We start from the raw sequence: 24,125 nt of genomic DNA, 5'->3' as shown, positions 1-24,125 counted from the left end.
AATCATGAACGCATCGTTATTTCCCGACGCCGCCATCGAGGCGTCCCTGCTCGACGCCGCGCACGCCATGCCGCTGGTGCTGACGCCGCGCGCGCCGCTCGATCCCGCGCACGACGCGCGCGCGTGGGTCCACACGCATCGCGAGGCGCTCGAAGCCGCGCTGCTGCGCCACGGCGCGGTGTTGTTCCGCGACTTCGGCCTCGCCGATCCCGCCGCCTTCGAGGCGTTCGCGGAGACCATCTCGCCGGGACTGTACGGCGAATACGGCGACCTGCCGAAGAAGGAGGGCGGGCGCAACACCTACCGCTCCACGCCGTATCCCGAGAAGCAGATGATCCTGTTTCACAACGAAAGCGCGCATCAGCCGCATTGGCCGCGCCGCCAGTTCTTCTTCTGCGAACAGCCGTCGCCGGTCGGCGGCGCGACACCCATCGTCGATTGCCGCGCGATGCTGCGGGTGCTGCCCGAGGCGCTCGTCGAGGCGTTCGAACGCCGGCAGATCATGTACGTGCGCACCTTCACGCGCGGACTCGACGTGCCGTGGCGCGAGTTCTTCCACACCGACGATCGCCGCGAAGTCGAGACGCGCTGCGAGGCCGCGGGCGTGCAGTACGAATGGCTCGCCAACGACGAATTGCAGACGCGCACCGTTTGCCCGGCCGTGATCGCGCACCCGCGCACGGGCGAGCGCGCGTTCTTCAACCAGGTGCAACTGCATCACGTGAGTTGTCTCGACGAGGACGTGCGGCTCGATCTGCTCGAATTCGCGGGCGCGAAACGCATGCCGCGCCAGGCGTATTTCGGCGACGGCGGCGAGATCGGCGACGAGGCGATGGCCGCCATCGGCGCGGCCTACGAGCGCTGCGCGGTGCGCTTCGCGTGGCGCAAGGGCGACGCGATCATGCTCGACAACATGCTGGTCGCGCACGCGCGCGATCCGTTCAGCGGGCCGCGCAAGATCGTGGTGGCGATGAGCGAACTCGTCGCGCGCGCGGACGTGCTGGCGGCGACGGTCTGACATGCGGGCGCGCCGCGCGCGCCTTTTTTCATCACTCAGGATTCAGGATTCACCGCTATGCAAACCCAGGCAACTTCACTGGCTCAGCCGCTCGACGCCGACGTGCGCGAGCTGTTCGCGACGCTGCTCGGCCTCGCGCCGCACGAGATCGGCGACGATCAGGACTTCTTCGAACTGGGCGGCGATTCGCTGCTCGTCATCAAGCTGGTGGCGCGCATCCGCCGCAAGCTCGGCGTGGAGCTGGCGCCGGGCGACGTGTTCGATCACCCGAGCGTGGCGTCGCTGAGCGCGTTGCTGGCGGCGCGGCAGGGCGCGTGAGCTTGCGTCGCTTGTCCTGTCGCGTTTCGTGTCGCTCATTGCGACGCTTACTGCGCCGCTTGCGGGGGTTGCGCCGCGCCCGCTTCCAGCCCGCCGCGATTGCGCAGGAAGCGCTGCGGCGTCTCGCCCATCGCGCGCCGGAACATGGTGATGAACGCGCTGGAATTGCTGTAACCCAGCTCGGTCGCGATGGTCGACACCGCCATGCCCTTGGCGAGCCGCGAGATCGACTCGACGAGACGCAGCCGCTGACGCCACTGGCCGAAGGTCAGGCCGGTTTCGTCCTTGAAGGCGCGTTCGAGCGTGCTTTCGCTCGCGCCCACGCGCATGCCCCAGTCGTTGAGCGGCGTGTTGTCGGCGGGCGCGTCCATCAACTGGCCGCAGATCTGTTGCAGTCGGCGATCCTTCGGCAGCGGCAGCAGGCCTTCGGTGGCGAGTTGCGCCTCGCGCATTTCCTGGAGCAGCAGCGGGTCGATCAGCGCGGAGCGGCGCTCGGCCTGGCCGTTCTGCTGATCGAGCACGAGCGCCGCCACCAGTTCGTGCAGCAGCGACGAAATCATCAGCACGTGGCAGCGCGGTTCGTCGCGCGGCGCGACATCGACTTCGAAATAGACCGTGTACATCACCGTCGGGCTGACCGCCTGCAACTCGTGCGCGACGAGCGGCGCGATCCACAGCCCGCGGTACGGGCCGAGCGTCCACGCGCCGTCGGGCGTGATGACGCGCAGCACGCCGCGCGTCGTGTAGACGAATTGCGGCTGCGTATGCGAGTGCCAGCTCTCGCTATCGCCGGTTTCGAAGTCATAGCGTTTGGCAATGACTGGACGCTTGAGATATCGCCGCTGCATACCGTTAAAACGTTGCCAGATCTCGGTCATTTTGTGAGTCAACGAAAAAAGTATGGCAAAACCGTCAAATATCGACGGCTTCGCGCAGCTATTTGACAGGACGACGGCGAAGCACAGCCCGTATTCTATCCTCCGCGTGCCGCATACGAATGACAATAGTAATGAGTCGCATTTGTATTGAGGCTAATCTTAAATTTTTGAACAGGGCGCAAGGGCATGAATCGGGGATGGGGCGGGGAGTCATTGAACCACATGGATAACGGCGTGGGCGACGCGGGAACGGGCAAGGCGAAGCGCATCAGGCTGCGCACCATGACGGCGGTCGTGGCGCTGGCGATCGCGAAAATCGCCAGTGCGCAGACGGCCGCGCCGGTGGCGGCATCGGATGCCGCGGCCGCGCAGCCGGTCCAGGGCGGCCAGCAGCTGCCGGCCGTGGTCGTGAAGGGCACGGCCAGCACGGAAACGGCCACCGGGCCGGTAGTCGGCTATGTGGCCAAGCGCAGCGAGGCCGGCACCAAGACCGACACGCCGATCATCAAGGTGCCGCAGGCGATCTCGGTCGTCACGCGCGACCAGATGGACGTGCAGGGCGCGCAGAGCGTGGCGCAGGCGCTGCGCTACACCTCGGGCATCAACCCCGAACAGCGCGGCACCAACACCGACTCGCTCGAATATCTCTATGCGCGCGGTTTTCTCGTCGACGAGTTCTGGAACGGGCTGCGCACGCCCGGCCCGAGCGGCGGCTTCGGCTACAACGTGACGAGTTTCGATCCGTACATGTTCGAGCGCATCGAACTGCTGCACGGTCCGGCGTCGGTGCTGTACGGCCAGGGCTCGCCGGGCGGCACGGTCAATCTCGTCAGCAAGATGCCGACCGACACGCCGTACCACGAAGTCGGCATGCAGACCGGCAGCTATGGCCGCGTGCAGGGCTTCTTCGATTTCAGCGGTCCCGTGGACAAGGCCGGCACCGTGCTCTACCGCGTCACGGCCGACGGCTACAACACCGGCACGCAGACCGACTACGTGAACCAGCAGCGCTTCTCGATCGCGCCGACCATCGAGTTCCGCCCGAGCCGCGACACCACGTTCACGGTCTTCGCGAACTACCAGTCGGATCCGGAAGCGGGCATCTACAACTCGGTGCCGCGCACGTGGACGAGCCGCAGCGAATACCCGGGCGAGCCGACGTGGGACAGCTTCCGCAAGACCCAGGAGTCGATCGGCTATCAGCTGGAGCACCGTTTCAACGACACGTGGTCGTTCAAGCAGAGCTATCGCTTCCTGCACAACAGCGAGACGATCCAGTACGTCGCCAACGACGGCTTCAAGAGCGGCACCGACACGCTGTCGCGCGACGCCTACCTGAACCGCGGCATGGTGAATTCGCATACCGTGGATAACCAGTTGAACGCGAAGTTCAACACGGGCGCGCTCAAGCACAACGTCACGTTCGGCCTCGACTACCAGAACATCCAGTTCAACCACTATTTCTTCGGTGGCGCGGCGCCGGGTCTGGAAGCGAGCAACCCGCTTTACGGTCAGACGATCCCGTATCCGACCACGATGTTCGCGACCTCGACCGCCACCTCGATCAAGCAGCTCGGCGTGTACGCGCAGGATCAGATCGACATCGGCAAGTGGTCGTTCCTGTTCGGCGTGCGCGAGGACTGGGCCAACGAGGATCAGACCTCGTACAAGACCGGCGCGACGACCGAGCAGTTCAACCGCGCCTTCACGTGGCGCGCGGGCGGCGTGTACCAGTTCGACAACGGCGTGGCGCCGTACTTCAGCTACTCGCGCTCGTTCCAGCCGCAGGTCGGCACCTCGTATAGCGGCGAGGCGTTCGCGCCGCTCACGGCCGAGCAGTACGAAGTGGGCGTGAAGCTCCAGCCGAAGGGCTATAACAGCTTCGTCACGGTGTCGGCGTTCCATATCACGCAGAACAACGTCGCGACCACCGATCCGTTGCACACGAGCTTCAGCGTGCTGACGGGCCAGGTGCGCTCGCAGGGCTTCGAGGTGGAAGGCCACGCGAGCCTGACCAACAACCTGCAGCTGATCGCGAGCTACACCTACACGAACCTGCTCAATACCAAGAGCAATACGTCGAATCTCGACAAGGTGCCGGTCGGCATTCCGCGCAACACCGCTTCGCTGTGGGCCGATTACACGGTCTCGGCGGGACCGCTCGCGGGCCTGCTGTTCGGCGGCGGCGTGCGCTACATCGGCGGCTCGTATGGCGATACGGCGAACAGTTTCATGACGTCGTCGGCGACGCTGGTCGATCTCTCGCTGCGCTACGACCTCGGCCGCCGCTTCTCCAGCCTGCAAGGCTGGACGACGTGGATCAACGTGTCGAACCTGCTCGATCGCAAGTACTTCGCCTCGTGCACGAGCGCGAACTACTGCTACTGGGGCCAGGGCCGGCTGTTGCTGGCAGGAGCGAAATATCAGTGGTAATTCAACAGGAGGCAGTGCTGCCATGCAGGTTCCCGCAGAACGAACAATGAGTGTCGCCGGCGTGTCGTCCGCGTGGCAGCGGCTGTCTCCCGTGCAGGAAAGCATGTGGTTCATGCAGCGCCTCGCGCCCGATTCGGGCGCGTGGCATCTGGCCCGCGCGTTTCATCTGCGCGGGCCGCTCGACGGCGCGGCGCTGCATCGCGCGCTGTCGCGCGTGCGTGCGCGCCAGGCGGTGCTGCGCACGCGCTTCGAGGAACGCGACGGCACGCCGTATCAGATCGCCGATCTGCGTGCCGACGCGCCGCTCGATCCGCTTCTTCTCGACGATCGTGACGATCTCGACGACGCATCGCGTAACGTCATGCTCTCGCGCGTGCTGGAAGACGAAGCGCAACGTCCGTTCGACCTCGCGCGCGACGGCGCGGCGCGGTTTCGCCTCGTGCGTCTCGCGCCGCACTGGCACGTGCTGTCCGTGGTCGTGCATCACCTGATTTCCGACGGCGGCTCGAACGCCGTTTTCGCGCGCGAACTCGCCCAGGCGTATGGCGATGCGCTGCGCGATCCGGCATCCGCGCATCATTCGGATGCCGAATCACTCGAATGGCAATACGCCGATTTCGCCGCGTGGCAGCGCGCGCAGCTCGCGGGCGAAAAGGCCCAGGCGGATCTCGCGTGGTGGCGCGCCTACATCGGCACGCCCGACGACAGCTTCGAACTTCCCGGCGATTTTCCGCGCGCGCCGCAAGCCGAACGCCGCGCGCTCGCGCATACGTTTGCGCTGCAAGACACGACGCTCGCGGCGTTGCGCGAGCGTTGCAGGGCGGCGCGCTGCACGCCGTTCGTCGCGCTGATGGCCGCGTATCAACTGCTGTTGTGGCGTCACGCGGGCAGCCGCGATTTTTGCATCGGCGTGCCGACGAGCGGGCGCACGCTCGCCGAATGCGACGACCTGATCGGTCTGTTTGTCGATACGCGCGTGCATCGCGCGCGCCTCGATCCGTCGATGACGGGCCGCGCGCTGCTGGAGAACGTGCGCGCCGACGCGCGCGCCGCGCTCGATCACGCCGACGTGACCTTGCCGCTGCTCGTCGACGCGCTCGGTGTGCGGCGCGAGGCCGATCGTCATCCGCTGTTTCAGACGCTGTTCAACGTGCAGGGCGAGGCGGCGTCGGGGCGGCTCGCGCTCGACGGTCTGGACGTGGAAATCGTCGACGCCGAAAATCCGCTCGCGCGCTTCGATCTGAGTTTCGATGTGCGCGTGGGCGCGCAGGCGGTGAGCGTGACGGCGCGTTACGACGCGACGCGTTATCGGCCTGACACCGTCGCGCGTTTCTGCCGGCATTACGAGGCGCTGCTCGCGGCGCTCTGCGCGCAGCCCGATCGCGCGATCGTCGAACTGCCGTATCTGGGCGACGACGAGCGCGCGCGGCTGGCCGCGTGGAGCCGCGCGCACGCCGACTACGGTCCGGCCGTGCCGGTGCATCGGCTGTTCGAGCGCGAAGCGGCCGCGCATCCGGACGCCGACGCCTTGCTGTTCGGCGATGCCGTGCTCAGCTACGCCGAACTCGACGCGCGCGCCAACCGGCTCGCGCAACGGCTGCGGCGGCTGGGCGTGGGGCCGGACGTGAAGGTGGGCATCGGCGCGGAGCGCTCGGTGGAGATGGTGGTCGGCCTGTTCGCGATTCTCAAGGCGGGCGGCGCTTACGTGCCGCTCGATCCCGACTATCCCGCCGAGCGCCTCGCGTACATGATCGAGGACAGCGGCATCGGTCTGCTGCTCACGCAGCACGCGTTGAGCGAGCGCTTCGAGGCGCTGATTCCTCATGAGCAATACGCCGATAACACCGATAACACGGATAACGCCCACGCGCGCTGCACCGTGCTCGCGCTCGACACGCTCGATCTCGCGCAGGAATCCGCCGCGTGCCCCGAGGTCGCGCTCGACGCGGAAAACCTCGCCTACGTGATCTACACCTCGGGCTCGACCGGGCGGCCGAAGGGCGCGGCGAACCGGCACGGCGCGCTCTTCAACCGGCTCGCGTGGATGCAGGCCGCGTACCGGCTCGACGCGCGCGACACCGTGTTGCAAAAGACGCCGTTCAGCTTCGACGTCTCGGTGTGGGAATTCTTCTGGCCGCTGATGACCGGCGCGCGCCTCGCGCTCGCGCAGCCCGGCGACCATCGCGATCCGGCGCGGCTTGTCGGGCTGATCGACGCGCATCGCGTCACCACGCTGCATTTCGTGCCGCCGATGTTGCAGGCCTTCGTCGCCGCGCTCGACCGCCGCGCCGCCGATGCCGATCATGCTAGCGCGCCGCGCGTCTGCGCGAGCCTGCGCCAGATCGTCTGTAGCGGCGAGGCGCTGCCCGCGCCGTTGCAGGACCAGACGCTCGCGCGTCTGCCGCACGTGCAGGTGCACAACCTCTACGGTCCGACCGAAGCGGCCATCGACGTCACGCACTGGACCTGCCGCGCGGGCGATGCCGTGGTGCCGATCGGCCGGCCGATCGCCAATGTGTCGACGCATGTGCTCGACGCGGCGCTCAATCCGCTGCCCGAGGGCGTGGCGGGCGAACTGTATCTGGGCGGCGCGGGGCTCGCGCGCGGCTATCTGAACCGGCCCGCGCTGACGGCCGAGCGCTTCGTGCCCGATCCGTTCGAGCCGGGCGCGCGTCTCTACCGCACGGGCGACCTCGCGCGCTGGCGGCCGGACGGCGCGCTCGACTATCTGGGCCGCCTCGATCATCAGGTGAAGATTCGCGGCTTCCGGATCGAACTCGGCGAAATCGAGGCCGTGTTGCAGCGGCAGCCGGGCGTCGAAACCGCCGTCGTCGCCGCGCTCGATGGTCCTAACGGCAAGCGGCTGGTCGCCTATGTGAGCGCGCGCGCGGGTTGCCGCATCGAGCGCGCCACGCTTGCGGCGGCGCTCGGCGCCGAACTGCCCGAGTACATGGTGCCCGCCGCGTGGGTCGAGCTGGCGAGTTTTCCGCTTTCGCCGAACGGCAAGATCGACCGGCGCGCGCTGCCGCAGCCGGGCCACGACGCGCGCGGCTGGGAAGCGCCGCAAGGCGCGGCCGAGACGGCGCTCGCGGCGATCTGGCAACAGGTGCTGGGTGTGGCGCGCGTCGGGCGTCACGACAATTTCTTCGAACTCGGCGGCGACTCGATCCTGAGCCTGCAGATCGTCGAACGCGCGCGCCGCGCGGGCTGGAAGCTCACGCCGCGTCAGGTGTTCGAGCGTCAGTCGGTCGAGCAACTGGCGAGCGTCGCGCAGGCGATTGAGCGTGGACACAGCGCGGAGCACAGCACCGAAGCCGCGCAGATCGCACCCGTGGGCGCCGAAGCCGCGCTGCTGCCGATGCAGGCGTGGTTTTTCGCGCAGCCGTTCGCGCAGCGCCATCACTGGAATCAGGCAGTGTTGCTGACGAGCCGCGCGCCGCTCGACACGGCGTTGCTGGCGCGCGCGCTCGATGCGCTCGTCGCGCATCACGCGGCGCTGCGACTGCATTACAGGCAGGATGAGCGGGATGATGGGGGCCGCTGGCGCGCGACGCACGGCGCGCCGCCCGCGCCCGGCACGCTGCTGTGGGTGCGCCAGGCCGCGACGCAGGACGAACTCGCCGCGCACTGCAACGCGGCGCAGCGCAGCCTCGATCTCGCCGACGGACCGCTGCTGCGCGCGCTCGCCGTCGAGATGGCGGACGGCAGCTGGCGGCTGATGCTGGCGATCCATCACCTGGCCGTCGACGGCGTGTCGTGGCGTCTGCTGATCGCGCAATGGCGCGAGGCCTACGCCGCGCTGCAAACCGGCGCATCGCTTCAATTGCCCCCGGCGACGGTGACGGCCGACGGCTGGGCCGCGCGCCTCGCCGCGCACGCCCGCACGCCCGCGATGCGCGACGAAATCGGCTATTGGCAGGACGTCGCGCGCGTGAACGCCGCGCTGCCCTGCGATACGCCCGAAGGCGAGAACACGGTCGCGCAGCAGCGTCACGTGACGTTCTCGCTCGATCGCGACGAGACGCGCGCGCTGCTGCACGAAGCGGGCGCAGCCTGGCGCACCCAGGTCAACGACCTGCTGCTGACCGCGCTCGGCCGCGCGCTGTGTGGCTGGACCGGCACGGAGTCGATTCGTATCGACCTCGAAGGCCACGGGCGTGAAGAACTGTTCGACGACGTCGATCCGAGCGGCACCGTCGGCTGGTTCACGAGCCTGTATCCGGTCGTGCTCGACGTGCGCGGCGACGCCGGCGCAGCGCTGCGGCGCGTGAAGGACACGCTGCGCGCCGTGCCCGCGCGCGGCATCGGTTACGGCGTGCTGCGCCATCTCGGCGACGATGCGGCGCGTGCGGCGCTCGCGCAGTTCGCGCCCTCGCAGGTGGTGTTCAACTATCTCGGCCAGTTCGACCAGCAGTTCGACGCGGCGCAGGCCTGGCAGCCCGCGCGCGAAATGAACATTGCGCAGGCGGGTTCGCAGGCCGCCGATGCGCCGCTTGCCTGGTCGCTCGCGGTCGGCGGCAAGGTGCTCGACGGCGCGCTCACGTTGACGATCGGTTACAGCGGCGCGCGTTATCGCGATGCCACCATCGAGCGTCTCGCCGCCGGGTTCGGTGCGGCGCTGCGCGAGTTGATCGCGACGTGCGCGCAGGCGCAGGCCGCGCGCGGCGCGGGCGCGACGCCCGCCGATTTCCCGCTCGCGGCGCTCGCTCAGCCCGAACTCGATGCGCTGCCGCTCGCGCTCACGGACGTCGCCGATCTGTATCCGCTTTCGCCGATGCAGGCGGGCATGCTGTTCCACGCGCTCTATGCGCGCGGCGGCAGCGTGTATCTGAACCAGTTGCGCGTCGATCTCGACGGGCTCGACGCCGCGCGTTTTCGCGCCGCCTGGCAGGCGCTCACGCAGCGTCACGACATCCTGCGTACGGGTTTCGTCGCGCAAGGCGAGGGCTGGCTGCAATGGGTCGCGCGCGCGGTGGAACTGCCGCTCGACGAGCACGACTGGCGCGTGCGCGACGGCGAAGCGAAGACAGATATCAGCGACGATTCGAATGCCGAACTCCGCGCCGAACTCGACGCCTTCGCCGCGCAGCAACTCGAACGCGGCTTCGACCTCGCGCGCGCGCCGCTGCATCGGCTGGCGCTGATCCGCACCGGCGCGCGGCGCTATCACTTCGTCTGGACCCACCATCATCTGCTGATGGACGGCTGGAGCGTGTCGCAACTGCTCGGCGAAGTGCTGCGCCATTACAGCGGCGAGGCGCTGCCCGCGCAGGGCGGCCGTTATCGCGATTACATCGGCTGGCTGCGCGGCCACGATGCGCAGGCGAGCGCCGCGCACTGGCAGGCGCAGCTCGCGCGTCTCGACGGCCCGACGCGGCTCGCCGAAGCGTTCCCGAAACGCGCCGGCGATGCATCGAGCCAGGCATCGGGCCAGGCGCTCTACACGGTCGAGCTGGACGACGCCGACACGGCGCGCCTCGTCGCGTTCGCACGCGAGGAACGCGTGACCGTCAACACGCTGTTGCAGGCCGCCTGGGCGCTGCTGTTGCAGCGCTACACGAATCAGGACGCGGTGGTGTTCGGCGCGACGCTCGCGGGCCGTCCCGCCGATCTGCCCGGCGCGGCGCATCTGCTCGGCCTCTTCATCAACACGCTGCCGGTGGTGGCGCAGCCGCGCGCGGCGCACCAACTCGGCGACTGGCTGCGCGCGTTGCAGGCGCAGGGCATGGCCGCGCAGGAGCACGCGCACACGCCGCTGCACGAGATCCAGCGCTGGGCGGGCGCGAGCGGGCAGGGCCTGTTCGACAGTCTCGTCGTGTTCGAAAACTATCCCGTCGATGCGGTGCTCAAGGAAGCTTCGCCGGGCGGTCTTGAGATCGGCGAGGTGAGCGCGCGCGACGAAACGAGCTACGCGCTCACGCTCGGCGTCACCCAGGGCGAGACGCTGCGGCTCGGTCTGCGTCATGCGCGCGCCGCCTTCGACGAAGCGGACGCCGCGCGGCTCGCGCAGCAGATGGCGCGTCTGCTGCGCGCGTTCGCCAGCACGCCGGGCGCGGCGCGGCTCGCGCCCGCCGCATTCGAATTGCTCGACGACGGCGAACGCGCCGATCTGCTCGCGCTTGGCCGCGCCGATAGTGCCGATACCGCCGATACCGCCGATACCGCGTCGTCACTTACGCACGCGCCCGTGCATCTGCGGATCGCCGCGCGCGCCGCGCTCACGCCGGATGCGCCCGCCATCGTCGCGGACGACGCGCGACTCTCGTTCGGCGAACTGAACCGGCGCGCCAATCAGCTCGCGCACCGGCTCGTGCGCGCGGGCGTCGGGCCCGAGGTGCGGGTCGGGCTGGCGGTGAATCGCTCGGCGCAGATGGTCGTCGCGATGCTCGCGGTGATGAAGGCGGGCGGCGCTTACGTGCCGCTCGATCCCGCCTATCCGGCCGCGCGCCTCGCGCACATGATCGAGGACAGCGGCATCGGCCTCGTGCTGCTGCAAGGCGCGGACCCGCACGCCGCCGCGATGCTCGCCGCCGCGCCGCTGAGCGTGCTCGATCTCGACGCGCCCGATCTCGCCGATGAACCGGCGCATGATCTCGCGTCCGATGTCACCCCCGCGCCATACGCCGGCCATCTCGCCTACGTGATCTACACCTCGGGCTCGACGGGGCGTCCCAAGGGCGTGGCCGTCGCGCACGACGCGCTGTCGATGCACTGCGCGGCGATCGCCGAACGCGACGGCATGCAGGCCACCGACCGCGAATTGCACTTCGCGTCGATCAATTTCGACATCGCGCACGAACGCTGGATCGTGCCGCTGTGCGCGGGCGCGGCGCTCGTGATCGCGGAGCCGTCGCGCTGGTCGACCGCGCGCCTCGTCGACACGCTGCGCCGCGAGCGCGTGTCGGTGGTGTTTCTCACGCCGTCGTATCTGGCCAATCTGGTGGCCGAATGCGCGCTCGATGACGCGGGGGATCTGCCCGCGCTCGCGCTGCGGCTGTGCATCGTCGGCGGCGAGGCGTGGAGCGCGCAGGCGATGCAGGCCGCAGCGCGCGCGCTGCCGGGCTGCCGCCTCATCAACGCCTACGGGCCGACCGAAACGGTGATCGCGCCAACGGCCTGGGACGTCGATGCGAGCTTCGACGGCGCGTATGCGCCGATCGGGCGGCCGATCGGCGAACGCGTCGCCTACGTGCTCGACGCGGCCATGAATCTCGTGCCGCGCGGCGCGCCGGGCGAGCTGTATCTGGGCGGCACGGGGCTCGCGCGCGGCTATCTGCAACGGCCCGCGCTGAGCGCCGAGCGCTTCGTGCCCGATCCGTTCGACGCGGCGGGCGGACGTCTCTATCGCACCGGCGACCTCGTGCGCTGGCGCGACGACGGCGCGCTCGACTACCTCGGCCGTCTCGATCAGCAGGTGAAGCTGCGCGGCCTGCGCGTGGAACTGGGCGAAGTCGAGGCGGCGCTGCTCGCGCAGCCGGGCGTGCGCGAAGCCGTCGCGCTGGTGGACGGCAACGGCGGCGGCGCGCGTCTGCTCGCGTGGGTGACAACGCAAACCGGCGTACTTGATCCGCAAGCACTCAAGCACGCGCTCGCACTCACGCTGCCCGACTACATGGTGCCCGCCGCGATCACGGTGCTCGACGTCCTGCCGCTCACGCCGAACGGCAAGATCGACCGCCGCGCGCTGCCGGTGCCGGCGCTCCAGGCCGCGCACGATTACGCCGCGCCGCAAGGCGACACCGAAACGGTGCTCGCGCGTCTGTGGAGCGAAGTGCTGGGCGTCGAGCGCGTGGGCCGTTTCGATCACTTCTTCGAACTCGGCGGCGATTCGATCCTGAGCCTTAAACTTCAGCGTCGCGTCGCGCGCGAATGCCAGGCGGACGTGGAGCTGGCCGCGCTGTTCGCCGCGCCCACGCTCGACGCCTACGCGCGCGCCGTGGACGCCGCGCGCGCTCAGAACAGCGCCGCGCCGGACGCCGATACCCTGCAATCCCTACTTTCCGATCTGATGCAATGAATCGCAGGACTTTGCTCGCCGCGCTGCTGGGCGGCGTCTGTCTCAATCTCGCCAGCACGGGCGCGCGCGCCGGGACGACGCCGGCCGCCGTGCCGCGCCGCGTGATCGTGCTCGACTGGGGGCTCGCGGAGCTGACGCTGGCGCTCGGCGTGGTGCCGGTCGGCATGGCGAACACGCCGGGTTTCCGGCGCAACTTTGCGGCCTGCCCGGTGCCCGATTCCGTGGTCGATCTGGGGCTGATGTTCCAGCCGAACATGGAGCTGATGCTCGCGCTCAAGCCGGACCTCATCGTCATCACGCCCGCGCACGCGTCGATGCGCGGCTCGCTCGAGCGCCTCGCGCCGACCGTCACGCTCGGCCAGTTCCACGCGAGCCCGACGCCGTACACGGACGCCTGCGCGGAGACGCTGCGGCTCGGGCGCATGCTGGGCCACGAGGCGCAGGCCGAGGCCGCCGTGGCGCAGTCACGGGCCGAGGTCGCGGCGGCGCGCGCGCGGCTCGATGCGCTGCCGGCCTACGCGAACGGCGGCGCGCCCGTCTACCTGACGCGTTTCGTCGACGAATCGCGTCTGCGCGTGTTCGGCACGCACAGCCTGTTCGGCGAGCTGGTCGCGCAACTCGGGCTGCGCAACGCGTGGAGCCGGGCGGACCGTGCGTCGGCGGCGATGATCGGTTTCGATGCGCTCGACGCCGATCCGCGCGCCACGCTCGTCTACGTCAAACCGCTGCCCGCCATGACCGCGTCGATGATGCAGACGAGCCGCGTCTGGCAGGCGATGCCGTTCGCGCGCGCGGGACGCATGACCGGCATGGCCGAGGTGTCGCCCGAAGGCGGCATCCTGAGTGCGGCGTATTTCGCGCGGTCGCTGGTGGAGGCGCTGGCGGCGCTGCCTGCGGGTTCGTCCGCAGTTTCGTCCGTGGCTTCGTCCGCACGGCTGCGGGAGGCCGCATGAAACAGGCCCTCACCTCGCCGTTCGCGCCGTCGCGCCGCACGCCGCTCTGGCCCGTCTGCGCGCTGTTCGCGCTGGCGGCGCTGCTGTTCGCGCTGCGTCTGGACGCGCGGCTCGCGCCCGCGCTCTGGTGGCAGGCGCTCGTCGCGCCGTCCGCGACCGACGTGGCGCAACTGCTGGTGCACTACGGCGATTACCCGCGCGTGGCCGTCACGCTGCTGTGCGGCGCGGCGCTCGGGCTCGCGGGCGTCGCGACCCAGCAGGTGCTGCGCAATCCGCTCGCCGAACCGATGACGCTCGGCGTGTTTTCGGGCGCGTGGCTGGCACTCGCGCTCGCCACCGTCTACGCGCCGTTCCTGCTGACGGGCGGCCGCGACGCCGTCGCGCTCGCGGGCGGCGCGGTGGCGCTGGCCGCCGTGTTCGCGCTGGCGGCGCGGCGCGGGATGTCGCCGCTCGCGCTGATTCTCGCGGGCATGATCGTCAACCTGTGCGGCGGCGCGTTCTGTCTCGCGCTGGCGATCTCGCACTACGACCTGCTGAGCGGCCTGCTGGTCTGGGGCGGCGGCTCGTTCGCGCAGCACGACTGGCGCGTGGCGCTCGCGCTCGCCGTGCGCTTCGCGGCGTGCGCGGTGCCGTTGCTGCTGTTGCTGCGGCCGATGGCGGTGTTCGATCTCGGCGAAACGGTGGCGTCGAGCCTTGGCGTCTCGCTGCGCGCCACACGCGGCCTCACGCTCGCGCTGACACTGCTGATCGCCGCCTTCGTGGTGAGCGCGGTGGGCGTGATCGGCTTCGTCGGGCTGTCCGCGCCGGCGGTCGCGCGGCTCGCGGGCGCGCGCCGTCTGCGCGAGCGCGTGATCTGGTCGCCGCTGATCGGCGCGGTGCTGCTGTGGCTCGCCGATCAACTCGCGCAACTGTGCACGGCGCGCTTCGGCATGGCGATTCCGACCGGCGCGATCACCACGCTGATCGGCGCGCCGCTGCTGCTGGCGATGCTGCGCCGTCTGCGCGGCCGTCCCGATCTCACGCAGACGCCCGTGCAGCACAGCGCGCCGCTGTCGCCGCGCGGCCTGCGCCTCGTCGCGGGCGCGAGCGTGCTGGCGCTGGCGGCGGTGGTGGTCGTTTCGCTGATGCTCGGGCGCGGGCTCGCGGGCTGGCATCTGAGCAACGCGCACGAAGCGGGCGCGCTGCTGTTCCTGCGCCTGCCGCATGTGGTGGCGGCGGCGGGCGTGGGCGTGCTGCTCGCGCTCTCGGGCGGCGTCGTGCAGCGCATGACCGGCAATCCGATGGCGAGCCCGGACCTGCTCGGCATGTCGGCGGGCGGTGCGCTCGGCCTGACCGGCGCGCTGTTTCTCACGACGCATCCGGACCTGCCGACGTTTCTCGTCTGGTGCGCGGCCGGGTCGATGCTCACGCTGGGCGCGCTCGTGCTGATCGCGCGCGCCTCGTCGTTCGCGCCCGACACGCTGATCCTCGCGGGCATGACGCTGAGCGCGGCGTTTCAGGCCGTGTCGGTGATCGCCGTATCGAGCGGCGACCCGCGCGTCATCGTCCTGTACAACCTGCTGGCGGGCTCGACCTACAACGTCGGGCCGACGATGGCGGCGCTCGTCGCGGTCTGCGCGCTGCTCGCGCTGGCGGCCGTGCCGCTGTGCCGGCGCTGGCTGGAAATCCTGCCGCTCGGCGACGCGGTCTCGGTGGGGCTCGGCGTGCGCATCGCCGGGGCGCGCCTCGGCCTGTTGATGCTGAGCGCGCTGCTGAGCGCCGTGGCGACGCTCGTGATCGGGCCGCTGTCGTTCATCGGCCTGATGGCGCCGCATATGGCGCGCATGCTCGGCATTCGCCGCGCCATGCCCTTGCTGTTCGTGGCGGCCGCGTTCGGCGCGACGCTGATGATCGGCTCGGACTGGCTCGGCCGCTGGGTGCTGTTCCCGCAGGAAATGCCGGCCGGCGTGATGGCGACGCTGCTCGGCGGACTTTATCTGATCCTCACAATGTTCCGGCGGCCGGCGCAAGATCGGCCCGGTTCATGACGCACTCTCTCAAGGAGTCCCATGTCTTTGCTCTTGAAGCTCGCCCGCAACGCCCGATGGACCTTGTTCGTTGCGCTCGCAACCAGTCTCGTCAGCGGTTTCGGTAACGCGGGCCTGGTCGCGCTCATCAATCAGGCGCTGTCGGCCTCGACTTCGCAGCTCGCGCGTCTGGGCTGGCAGTTCGTCGTGCTCGGCGTGATCGTGCTCGCCACGCGCACGCTCTCGCAAACGCTGTTCATGGACCTCGGCCAGCGCGCCAAGGCGGATCTGCGCATGCAGACGATCCGGCGTCTGGGCGGCGCCTCGTTCCGCCATCTGGAGCAGCAGGGCGCGGCGCGCTCGCTCGCCGTGCTCACGCAGGATCTCGACGCCATCGTGATGCTGTTCGTGCGCATGCCCGCGCTGGCGATGCAAAGCGCGGTCATCATCGGCTGTCTTGCGTATCTGAGCGTGCTGTCGTGGCAGATTCTGCTGGTGGCGATCGTGACGATCGGCATCGGCGCGGCCGGTTTTCGCGCCGCCAACGGACGCGCGCTGTTTCACCTGCGCGCGTCGCGCAAGCGCGAGGACGATCTGGTGCGCCACTTCCGCGCGCTGTTCGACGGCGCCAAGGAACTGAAGCTGCATCGCCTGCGCCGCGCCGCCTTCATCGACGACACGCTCTCCACCAACGTCGAAGCCGTGCGCGTGCAGCGCACGCGCGGCTACGTGCTCTACGCGGCGGCGGCGAGCTGGGGCAGCTTCATCCTGTTCGCCTTCATCGGCATCACGCTGTTCGTGGTCGCGCGCCTGTATCCCGTGAATACGCATGTGATGTCGGGTTACGCGATGGTATTTCTCTACATGATCATGCCGATCGAGTCGCTGCTTTCGGCGATTCCGAACATCAGCACGGCGCGCGTGGCGCTCGAACGCATCGAGGAAGTGAACGCCGAACTGCCGCTCGAAAACGGGCTCGACGCGCCGGTCAAACGCGGCTTCCAGAGTCTCGTGCTCGACGGCGTCACGCACCGCTATTTCCGCGAGAAGGAGAATGATGTCTTCACGCTCGGGCCGATCAATCTGAGCTTCAAGCCCGGCGAACTGGTCTATCTGATCGGCGGCAACGGCAGCGGCAAGACCACGCTCGCGAAGATGATCGTGGGGCTGTACGCGCCCGAGAGCGGGCGTATCCTGGTGGACGGCGCGCCCGTGAGCGAAGCGGATCGCGACAGCTACCGGCAGTTGTTTTCGGTGGTGTTCAGCGACTTCTTCCTGTTCGACAGTCTGCTCGGCATGCGCTTCGACGGCCTCGACCAGACCGCGCAGGATCTGCTCGTGCATCTGCAGCTCGATCACAAGGTCAGCATCAAGGACGGCGCGTTTTCCACGCTCGAACTCTCGCAGGGACAGCGCAAGCGCCTCGCACTGCTGGTCGCGTATCTGGAGGATCGCCCGTTCTATCTGTTCGACGAATGGGCCGCCGATCAGGACCCGCTGTTCAAGGACGTGTTCTATCGCAAGCTGTTGCCCGAGCTGAAGGCGAAGGGCAAGACCGTGGTGGTCATCACGCACGATGATCGCTATTTCCATCTCGCCGACCGCTATATCAAGCTCGAATACGGTCAGCTCGTGGAAACCGGCCTGGGCGCCGATCTGGGCGCGCGCGCGGCGGGCAACGGCGAGCATGGAACGGATCACGCGACGCTCGCGCGGGTCGCCGCGCGCTGAAGCCGACGCACGCGCGGCATCGATGATGTCGATGTCAATTACACTTGAAGATGCCAATGAGCTTGACCATGAATCTTTCGCAAGGCGAGACGTTGCCCGAAGCGCCCGCCAATGCCGATGCAAGCAACGATGCAAGCGCGGACGCCATTCATCCGGCGACACGTCCGCAGGACGCTCACGCGCCGGCGATGTTCACGCTCGACGGCGTGTCGTTTGCGGCGGACGGCCGCACGCTGCTCAAGCCGCTCTCGCTCACGCTGGCGAAGCACCGCATGTATGGCCTGATCGGCCATAACGGCTCGGGCAAGTCGACGCTCGTGAAGCTGCTCGCGCGCCAGCAGCAGCCCGCCGCGGGCACGCTCACGTTCGCGGGGCAGCCGCTCGCGCAGTGGGACAACCGCGCGTTTGCGCGCAAGGTCGCGTATCTGCCGCAGCAACTGCCCGCCGCCGACGGCATGACGGTGCGCGAGCTGGTCGCGCTCGGCCGCTATCCGTGGCACGGCGCGCTCGGGCGTTTCTCGCGCACCGACACGCAAAAAGTGCTGGAGGCGATGGAGCAAACCGACGTGGTGCGCTTCGCCGATCGCGCCGTGGACAGCCTCTCGGGCGGCGAGCGTCAGCGCGTGTGGCTGGCGATGCTGGTCGCGCAGGACAGCGACTGTCTGCTGCTCGACGAGCCGATTTCCGCGCTCGACATCGCGCATCAGATCGAAGTGCTCGCGCTGGTGCGCCGCCTGAGCGAGGAGCGCGGCATCGGCGTGGTGGTGGTGCTGCACGACATCAACATGGCGGGCCGCTTCTGCGACGAGCTGATCGCGCTCAAGGGCGGCAGTCTGCTTGCGCACGGGCCGTCCGCCGAGCTGATGCGCGCCGAGACGCTCAGCGCGATCTACGGCATTCCGATGGGTACGGTCGCGCATCCGGACGGCGGCATGCCGATCAGTTTCGCGCATTGAGCGCGCGATTCGCGCCCGCCGAACGCCATTGAAACGCCGCCCAAACTTCGTTTTCCGACACCGCACCCGACGCCACCTTCGATGAAACGATTTTCCGCAGCAGGCAATCTCCTCGCCGGCGCGCTGTGCGCCGTTCTGGCCGGCGCGTGCACGACGTCCACGCAACAGCAGACGCAACAAGCGCAGCAGTCTCATCAGGCCTATCGCGCGGACATCCGCCGCACCGCCGACGGCATACCGCATATCCGCGCGAACGACTGGGGCGGCCTCGGTTATGGCACCGGCTACGCGCAGGCGCAGGACAATCTCTGCACGCTCGGCGATGCCTTCGTGACGTATCGCGGCGAGCGCTCAGAGCAGTTCGGCGCCGAAGCGCGTCCGCCGGCGGCCGCGTCGTTCGGCCAGCCGCACAATCTCGACGCCGACTTCTTCTTCCGCTTCGTCGCGGGCGACGCCGCCGTGGCGCGTTTTCGCGATGCCCAGACGCCGCGCACGCGCGCGCTCGTCGAAGGCTACGCGGCGGGCTATGACCGCTATCTCGACGATCTGCGCGCGGGGCGCTTCGCCGGCGCGCATGCCGCGTGCGCGAACGCCGCCTGGCTGCGCCCGATCGACGCCGACGATGTCTATCGCCGCCTGATCGCGGCCGCGCTCGCGGGCGGCGAGGCGCATTTCGTCGAGGCCATCGTGCACGCGAAGCCGCCATCGGCCGAAGCCGCGCCTGCCGCGAGCGCGCCGCAAGCCGCGCGGGCCAGCGCCACGACGGCGTCGATCGAGATCGCGCCGACACGCTTCGACATCGACCAGCGTGCGGGCATCGGCAGCAATGCGCTGGCGTTCGGCGCGGCGAAAACGCGCGAGGGCGCGAGCCTGCTGTTCGGCAATCCGCACTGGTTCTGGCAAGGCCCCGACCGCTTCTACGAGGCGCAGCTGACGATTCCGGGCCAGCTCGACGTGGCGGGCGCGTCGTTTCTCGGCGTGCCCGTGGTGATGATCGGTTTCAACGACAACATCGCGTGGACGCACACCGTTTCGCAGGCGCGCCGCTTCGGCATCTTCCAGCTTGCGCTGGTGCCGGGCGCGCCGACGCACTATCTCTACGACGGCCGCGACGAAGCCATGCAGGCGGTGCCCGTCACGGTGCCGGTGCGCGGCAGCGACGGCGCGATCACGCAGGTCACGCGCACGCTCTATCGCTCGCGCTTCGGCCCGCTGATCAATCTGTCGACGATGTCGCCCGCGCTCGCGTGGAATGCGCAGCACGCGTTCGCGTTGCGCGACGTGAACGCCGACAACACGCGCGTGTTCGAGAACTTCCTCGCGTGGGGCAGCGCGTCGTCGCTCGACGACTTCATCGCGATCCAGAAGCGCTACGCGGCCATGCCGTGGGTCAACACGTTTGCGATCGGCCGCAACGACCCGCGCGTGTGGTTCGCCGACATCGGCGCGATGCCGGGCGTGAGCGACGCGCTCGCGCAGGCCTGCACGCCGCCGCTGGGCCGCGCGTTCGACGCCAAGGCGCCGGGCGTGCCGTTCCTCGACGGCTCGAAAAGCGCCTGCGCCTGGCAGAGCGCGCCCCACGCGCCGCAGGCGCAGACGCTGGGCGTGGCGCAGATGCCGTCGCTCACGCGCGACGACTACGTGGGCAATTTCAACGGCAGTTACTGGCTCACGAATCCGGCCGCGCCGCTCATGGGTTTTGCGCGCGTGACGGGGCTCACGGGCACGCCGCAGACGCTGCGCACGCGTCTGGGCCACGCGCTGGCTGCGCAATTGCAGGCCGCGCCGGGTGGCGTCACGCGTGCGGCGCTGGAGCAGGGCGTGCTGGCGAGCCGGTCGATGTCGGAGGAACTGTTGCGGCGGCCCGTGCTCGACGCGCTGTGCAAGCGCGATCGAGCTACCCAGGCGAGCGCCGTGAATCCCGCGGACGATGCCGACGTCGCGCAAGCCTGCAACGTGCTCGCGAAATGGGACGGCACGGCGCGCAGCGACGCGCGCGGCGCGAATCTCTGGGACGAGTTCTGGACCCGCGCGAGCAAGGTGCCCGCCGACAAGCTTTATCGCGTGCCGTTCGATCCGGCCGCGCCGCTCACCACGCCGAACGGCCTGAATACCGCCGATGCCGACACCGTCGCCGCGCTGCGCCACGCGCTCGCCGAGTCCGTGCGCGCGCTGCGCGGTTTCGGCTTCGCGGCCGACTCGCCGCGCGGTCAGTTGCTCTACACGCAGCGCGGCGCGGTGCGCGTGCCGCTCTACGGCGGCTGCAACGACGCGGGCTATTTCACGGTGGTGTGCGCGCAGCATCCGCTGAACGCCGGCGGTTATGCGATGGACGGCAGCGGCCACGGCGACAGCTATGTGCAGGTCGTGAGCTTCGGCCCGCAAGGCGTGAGCGCCGACACGATGCTCGCTCACTCGCTCTCCGACGATCCCGCTTCGCCGCATTTCAGCGACGCGACGCGCGAGTTCGCGCGCGGCGCGTGGCAGCGTTTCCGTTTCACCGAAAGCGAGATCGAGGCCGATCCGGCCTTGTCGTCCACGCTGCTGGAGGCGGCGCCGTCACGTTGACGGCTGCGTGGTCAGGCTCGCGCCCCGGCATGACTGCGCCAGCGTTGCCACGTCGTGCCGATGTCGCGACGGCGTCCCTTGTCGCGAGACGGGCACGCGGTGAAGCGCGTACGCATGTGCTTCGTTCGGGAATGAACGGCGCGGCCGTCATGGCGGCCGCGCCGTGTTGCCGGCGTCAGTCGGGGCGGCTAGGTGCCGATCACCACTCGACCACGACCTTGCCGAAGTGGCCGCCGCTTTCCTGAAAACGGAATGCATCGGCGAGTTGTTCGAGACCGAAACTGCGATCGAGCACCGGACGAATGCGCGTCTGCTCCAGTGCGGCGACGAAGTCCCGCTGCTGCTGGCGGCTCCCGACAATCAGCCCTTGCAGACGAGCCTGTTTCGCCATGAGCACCGAAGTCGGCACATCGCCTTGACGGCCCGTGAGCACGCCGATCAGCGAAATATGGCCGCCCACGCGCACCGCGTCGATCGACTGGGCGAGGGTGCCCGGGCCGCCGAGTTCGACGACGTGATCCACGCCACGGCCGCCCGTCGATTCGCGCACGGCGCGGCCCCAATCGGGCGTCGTGCGGTAATTGACGCCGTCGTCCGCGCCCAGTCCACGCGCACGCGCGAGTTTCTCGTCCGAGGAGGACGTCACGATCACGCGCGCGCCCATCGCCTTGGCGATCTGCAAGGCGATGATCGACACGCCGCCGGTGCCGAGCGTGAGCACGGTGTCGCCCGCTTTCAACTGGCCGTCGCCGACCAGCGCGCGCCATGCGGTCAGTCCCGCGGTCGTGATCGTCGCCGATTCGGCATGCGTCCAGCCGCGCGGCGCGTGCGTGAACGCATTGGCGGGACGGACCGCATACTCCGCCGCGAAGCCGTCGATGCCGTCGCCCGGCGTGCCCTGGAAATTGCCGACCTCGGCGAACGCAGGACCGGCGGGCCAGTGCGGAAAGAAGCACGACACCACGTGATCGCCGGGCTTGAATTCGCTCACGCCCGCGCCGACGGCCTCCACCACGCCCGCGCCGTCGGCCATCGGCACGCGGCCGTCGGCCGTGGGAATGCCGCCGTTGGCGACCAGCAGATCGTGAAAGTTCAGCGAAGTCGCGTGCAGCTTCACGCGGATTTCGCCCGCAGCGGGCTGCCCCGGATCGGGCAGATCGGTCAGTTGCAGGTGATCGAGGCCACCTGGCGTACGCACCACAATTGCTTTCATGCTTGTTTCACCTTGCGTGAGGCGGCGACGAGGCCGTCGAGCCAATCCTGATGACCGTTGATCATCGGATTCGGCTTCGTGTTATGCAGTTCGACTGCGGGCTTGCCCTTCTGGCTTTCCTGCGTGAGGATGCGCACGCGTCCGCCGTCGAGATCCTCGACGAGCCACGCATGAATCACATCGAGACGCGAATCGCCTTCGCCCGTCCAGCCATGCCACGCCACCCGGCCTGGCTGCCCGTTGGCCGGCGCGACATATTCGGTGCATTGCGATTCGACGGGAAAGCCGAACGTCTCGAAGTAAAAGCGCACGCCGCTTTCAAGCACCGGGCCTTTGCCGTCGTGGAAGCGGATATTCGCGGAGTTCGCGTAATACGCCGGCCAGCGGGCCGGGACGCTCAACTGCGGCCAGACCTCGGCGGCGCTCAAGCCCGCGACGATCACTTCGTTCGAGCAGAAGTTGTCAGTGAAGCCCGGGGTGTAGCCGTCGGGCCAGATGATCGCATTCATTTGCATGGCATTGCTCCGTCGCGCGCCGACTCGACCGGTCCGGCGCGAATTCAGTGAACCCGCAACGAGCCGTATGGTGACACGTTGCCGAAAAGCGTTGCGCGATGATGGCCGGTTCGCTGAAATCGATCCAATCGAATCTTCGTATTTTTGTCATTACGAATGTTGATATCTGGATCGAAACGGTTGGATTGCGCAGCGCGGCGGACGAGCCGGGGGACGGGGGCAGGTAAGGAGCTGATGGGTTTGCTACGCGTTTTGCAACGTCTGCGCATGAAATGAATGGTGGGGGCGAGTGCCGTCGACGCAGCCGCCCCCACAGAGTCAAACCGCCGGCACTTGCTCGAGCGGCGATTCGTCCCGCGCGGCCAGGCGCGTCAGGTTGAACAACAGCAGTTCGATCGCAACCAGCGCAATGGCGGCATAGCCGATCGCACCGAAGCCAATGAACTTGACCAGCGTGCCGCCAAGAAATGGCGCGACGGCGGCGCCCACCATCAGCATGGCGGGTGTGGCCGCCACCGCGCGTCCGGTCGGGTCCAGGCGAGCCAGCAGACCAAATGCAAAGGTGTGCGTGAACAGAATCGTGAACGCCATCAGCGCTCCTGAAGCGGCGAACAACAGATAACTCCAGGTATGCGTCACGATCATGGCAAACACCGCCTGCATGATCGGTCCGATCGAAATCACCGTGGTGGCCTTGATGCGCTTTTCGAGCAGACCGGCGAGGGGCGCCGGAAAGAGCGTGACGATCCCATAGAGCACGAGCGCGAGCGTCACCAGTTCACGGCCAAAGCCGCGTGCGATGCCGATGCGTTCGTAAAAGCTCAGCGTCATCGCCTGGGTCATGGCGAGCAGGGCGATGCCGACGATCGAGTACCAGACTGCACGCGAGAGCGGTTGAGCCCGCGCCGACGATCCCTCGCGTTGCTCATCGTCTTGCCGGCTCGGACGCGGGAAAGACAGCACGCCCATCACGGCGGCCAGCGCCATGATCGCGGCAAAGCCGATGAACAGCGTCGCGCCGCCGAATCGGGCCAGCAAGCCCGGCGTGCCGCCCAGAAACACGATGCCGAATATGCCGATCGCCAGCCCCGCCCACGCAAAAACGCGGTGCGGATTGAGCGCGCGCCCGATGGTGCCGTGCGTAAAACTCAGCGCGGTTCCCGCCGCGAGGCCGCCTGCGAAATGCAAGGGCGCCAGCGTGCTCATGCTCGTCTGGCCGTAACAGAGCGCGAACGCCAGCGCGGCAATCGCAAAGCCCGGGACGGCGGCCCACCGCGCGTTCACGCGGTTGAAGCGGGAAGCAAAGAATACGCTCGACAACGACGCGCCGATCAGAAACAGCGTCGGCAGGGTGCCGGCCTGTTGCGGATTGAGACGATAGTACGCGATCAGTGTGCCGACCCACAACGGCAGCGCGACGAGATCGAGCATGCCGGCGCAGTGGGCAATCATCAGCGTGGCCATGCCGCGCGCGCTTTCGATTTTTGGATGTTGGCTTGGCTGTTGCATGTTCGTCTCC

General features: G+C 68.7%; 13 protein-coding genes and 1 pseudogene. 10 read left to right on the top strand and 4 right to left on the bottom strand.

Annotated elements, in window-relative coordinates; all coding sequences use genetic code 11:
• The first annotated feature begins 4 nt into the window (after window positions 1–4).
• Together BMY06_RS32895 and BMY06_RS32890 are read left to right on the top strand one after the other, a co-directional pair.
• Window positions 5–1,018, top strand: coding sequence for a TauD/TfdA family dioxygenase (locus BMY06_RS32895; protein WP_074987200.1), 1,014 nt, complete (start codon window positions 5–7; stop codon window positions 1,016–1,018).
• Window positions 1,019–1,075: 57 nt separating this feature from the next.
• Entirely contained in the window at window positions 1,076–1,336 is a 261-nt protein-coding gene (locus BMY06_RS32890) for an acyl carrier protein (RefSeq protein WP_065062885.1), read from the top strand.
• A 47-nt stretch (window positions 1,337–1,383) separates the two neighbouring features.
• Here BMY06_RS32890 and BMY06_RS32885 read toward each other — a convergent pair whose 3' ends face one another.
• Window positions 1,384–2,184 (bottom strand): AraC family transcriptional regulator, encoded by an 801-nt coding sequence (locus tag BMY06_RS32885; RefSeq protein WP_161495519.1) that lies wholly within the window; start codon window positions 2,182–2,184, stop codon window positions 1,384–1,386.
• 252 nt (window positions 2,185–2,436) lie between these two features.
• Between BMY06_RS32885 and BMY06_RS32880 the strand changes: the two genes are divergently transcribed.
• The 8 genes and pseudogenes from BMY06_RS32880 (at window position 2,437) to BMY06_RS32850 (ending at window position 20,878) form a co-directional block, all read left to right on the top strand.
• Window positions 2,437–4,647: a TonB-dependent siderophore receptor gene (locus BMY06_RS32880; RefSeq protein ID WP_110329060.1), complete on the top strand. Its 2,211-nt coding sequence runs from the start codon at window positions 2,437–2,439 to the stop codon at window positions 4,645–4,647.
• Window positions 4,648–4,669: 22 nt separating this feature from the next.
• Window positions 4,670–7,966 (top strand): annotated as a pseudogene (locus BMY06_RS40680) (amino acid adenylation domain-containing protein); the annotation flags it as partial.
• 12 nt (window positions 7,967–7,978) lie between these two features.
• Entirely contained in the window at window positions 7,979–12,664 is a 4,686-nt protein-coding gene (locus tag BMY06_RS40675) for an amino acid adenylation domain-containing protein (protein ID WP_409372387.1), read from the top strand.
• On the top strand, window positions 12,661–13,617 hold the full coding sequence (locus tag BMY06_RS32870) for an ABC transporter substrate-binding protein (protein ID WP_161495518.1): 957 nt from the start codon (window positions 12,661–12,663) through the stop codon (window positions 13,615–13,617). The genes BMY06_RS40675 and BMY06_RS32870 overlap by 4 nt, the downstream gene beginning before the upstream one ends.
• Window positions 13,614–15,644 carry a Fe(3+)-hydroxamate ABC transporter permease FhuB gene (fhuB, locus tag BMY06_RS32865; RefSeq protein WP_074987197.1) on the top strand — a complete coding sequence of 677 codons (2,031 nt, stop codon included), beginning with the start codon at window positions 13,614–13,616 and terminating at the stop codon, window positions 15,642–15,644. The genes BMY06_RS32870 and fhuB overlap by 4 nt, the downstream gene beginning before the upstream one ends.
• 21 nt (window positions 15,645–15,665) lie before the next feature.
• Window positions 15,666–17,354, top strand: a complete 1,689-nt coding sequence (locus tag BMY06_RS32860; protein WP_080180082.1) for a cyclic peptide export ABC transporter — start codon at window positions 15,666–15,668, stop codon at window positions 17,352–17,354.
• 188 nt (window positions 17,355–17,542) lie between these two features.
• Window positions 17,543–18,310 carry an ATP-binding cassette domain-containing protein gene (locus BMY06_RS32855; RefSeq protein WP_065063033.1) on the top strand — a complete coding sequence of 256 codons (768 nt, stop codon included), beginning with the start codon at window positions 17,543–17,545 and terminating at the stop codon, window positions 18,308–18,310.
• An 81-nt stretch (window positions 18,311–18,391) separates the two neighbouring features.
• Window positions 18,392–20,878: a penicillin acylase family protein gene (locus tag BMY06_RS32850; protein WP_074987196.1), complete on the top strand. Its 2,487-nt coding sequence runs from the start codon at window positions 18,392–18,394 to the stop codon at window positions 20,876–20,878.
• Between the two features lie 199 nt (window positions 20,879–21,077).
• On the opposite strand, the gene BMY06_RS32845 is transcribed toward BMY06_RS32850, so the two are convergent.
• From BMY06_RS32845 to BMY06_RS32835, 3 genes are all read right to left on the bottom strand, one after another.
• Window positions 21,078–22,091, bottom strand: coding sequence for a zinc-dependent alcohol dehydrogenase family protein (locus tag BMY06_RS32845; protein ID WP_065062897.1), 1,014 nt, complete (start codon window positions 22,089–22,091; stop codon window positions 21,078–21,080).
• A complete protein-coding gene (locus BMY06_RS32840; protein ID WP_390971695.1) occupies window positions 22,088–22,606 on the bottom strand; it encodes an SRPBCC family protein in 519 nt (172 codons plus the stop codon). Before BMY06_RS32840 ends, BMY06_RS32845 begins: the two co-directional genes overlap by 4 nt.
• 318 nt (window positions 22,607–22,924) lie before the next feature.
• Entirely contained in the window at window positions 22,925–24,115 is a 1,191-nt protein-coding gene (locus BMY06_RS32835) for an MFS transporter (protein ID WP_074987195.1), read from the bottom strand.
• Between the last annotated feature and the right edge of the window lie 10 nt (window positions 24,116–24,125).

This window comes from Paraburkholderia tropica (assembly GCF_900109265.1).
Classification (GTDB): Bacteria; Pseudomonadota; Gammaproteobacteria; order Burkholderiales; family Burkholderiaceae; genus Paraburkholderia; species Paraburkholderia tropica.
Note: the sequence above shows the minus strand (reverse complement) of the source record. Positions and strands in the feature narration are given on the sequence as shown.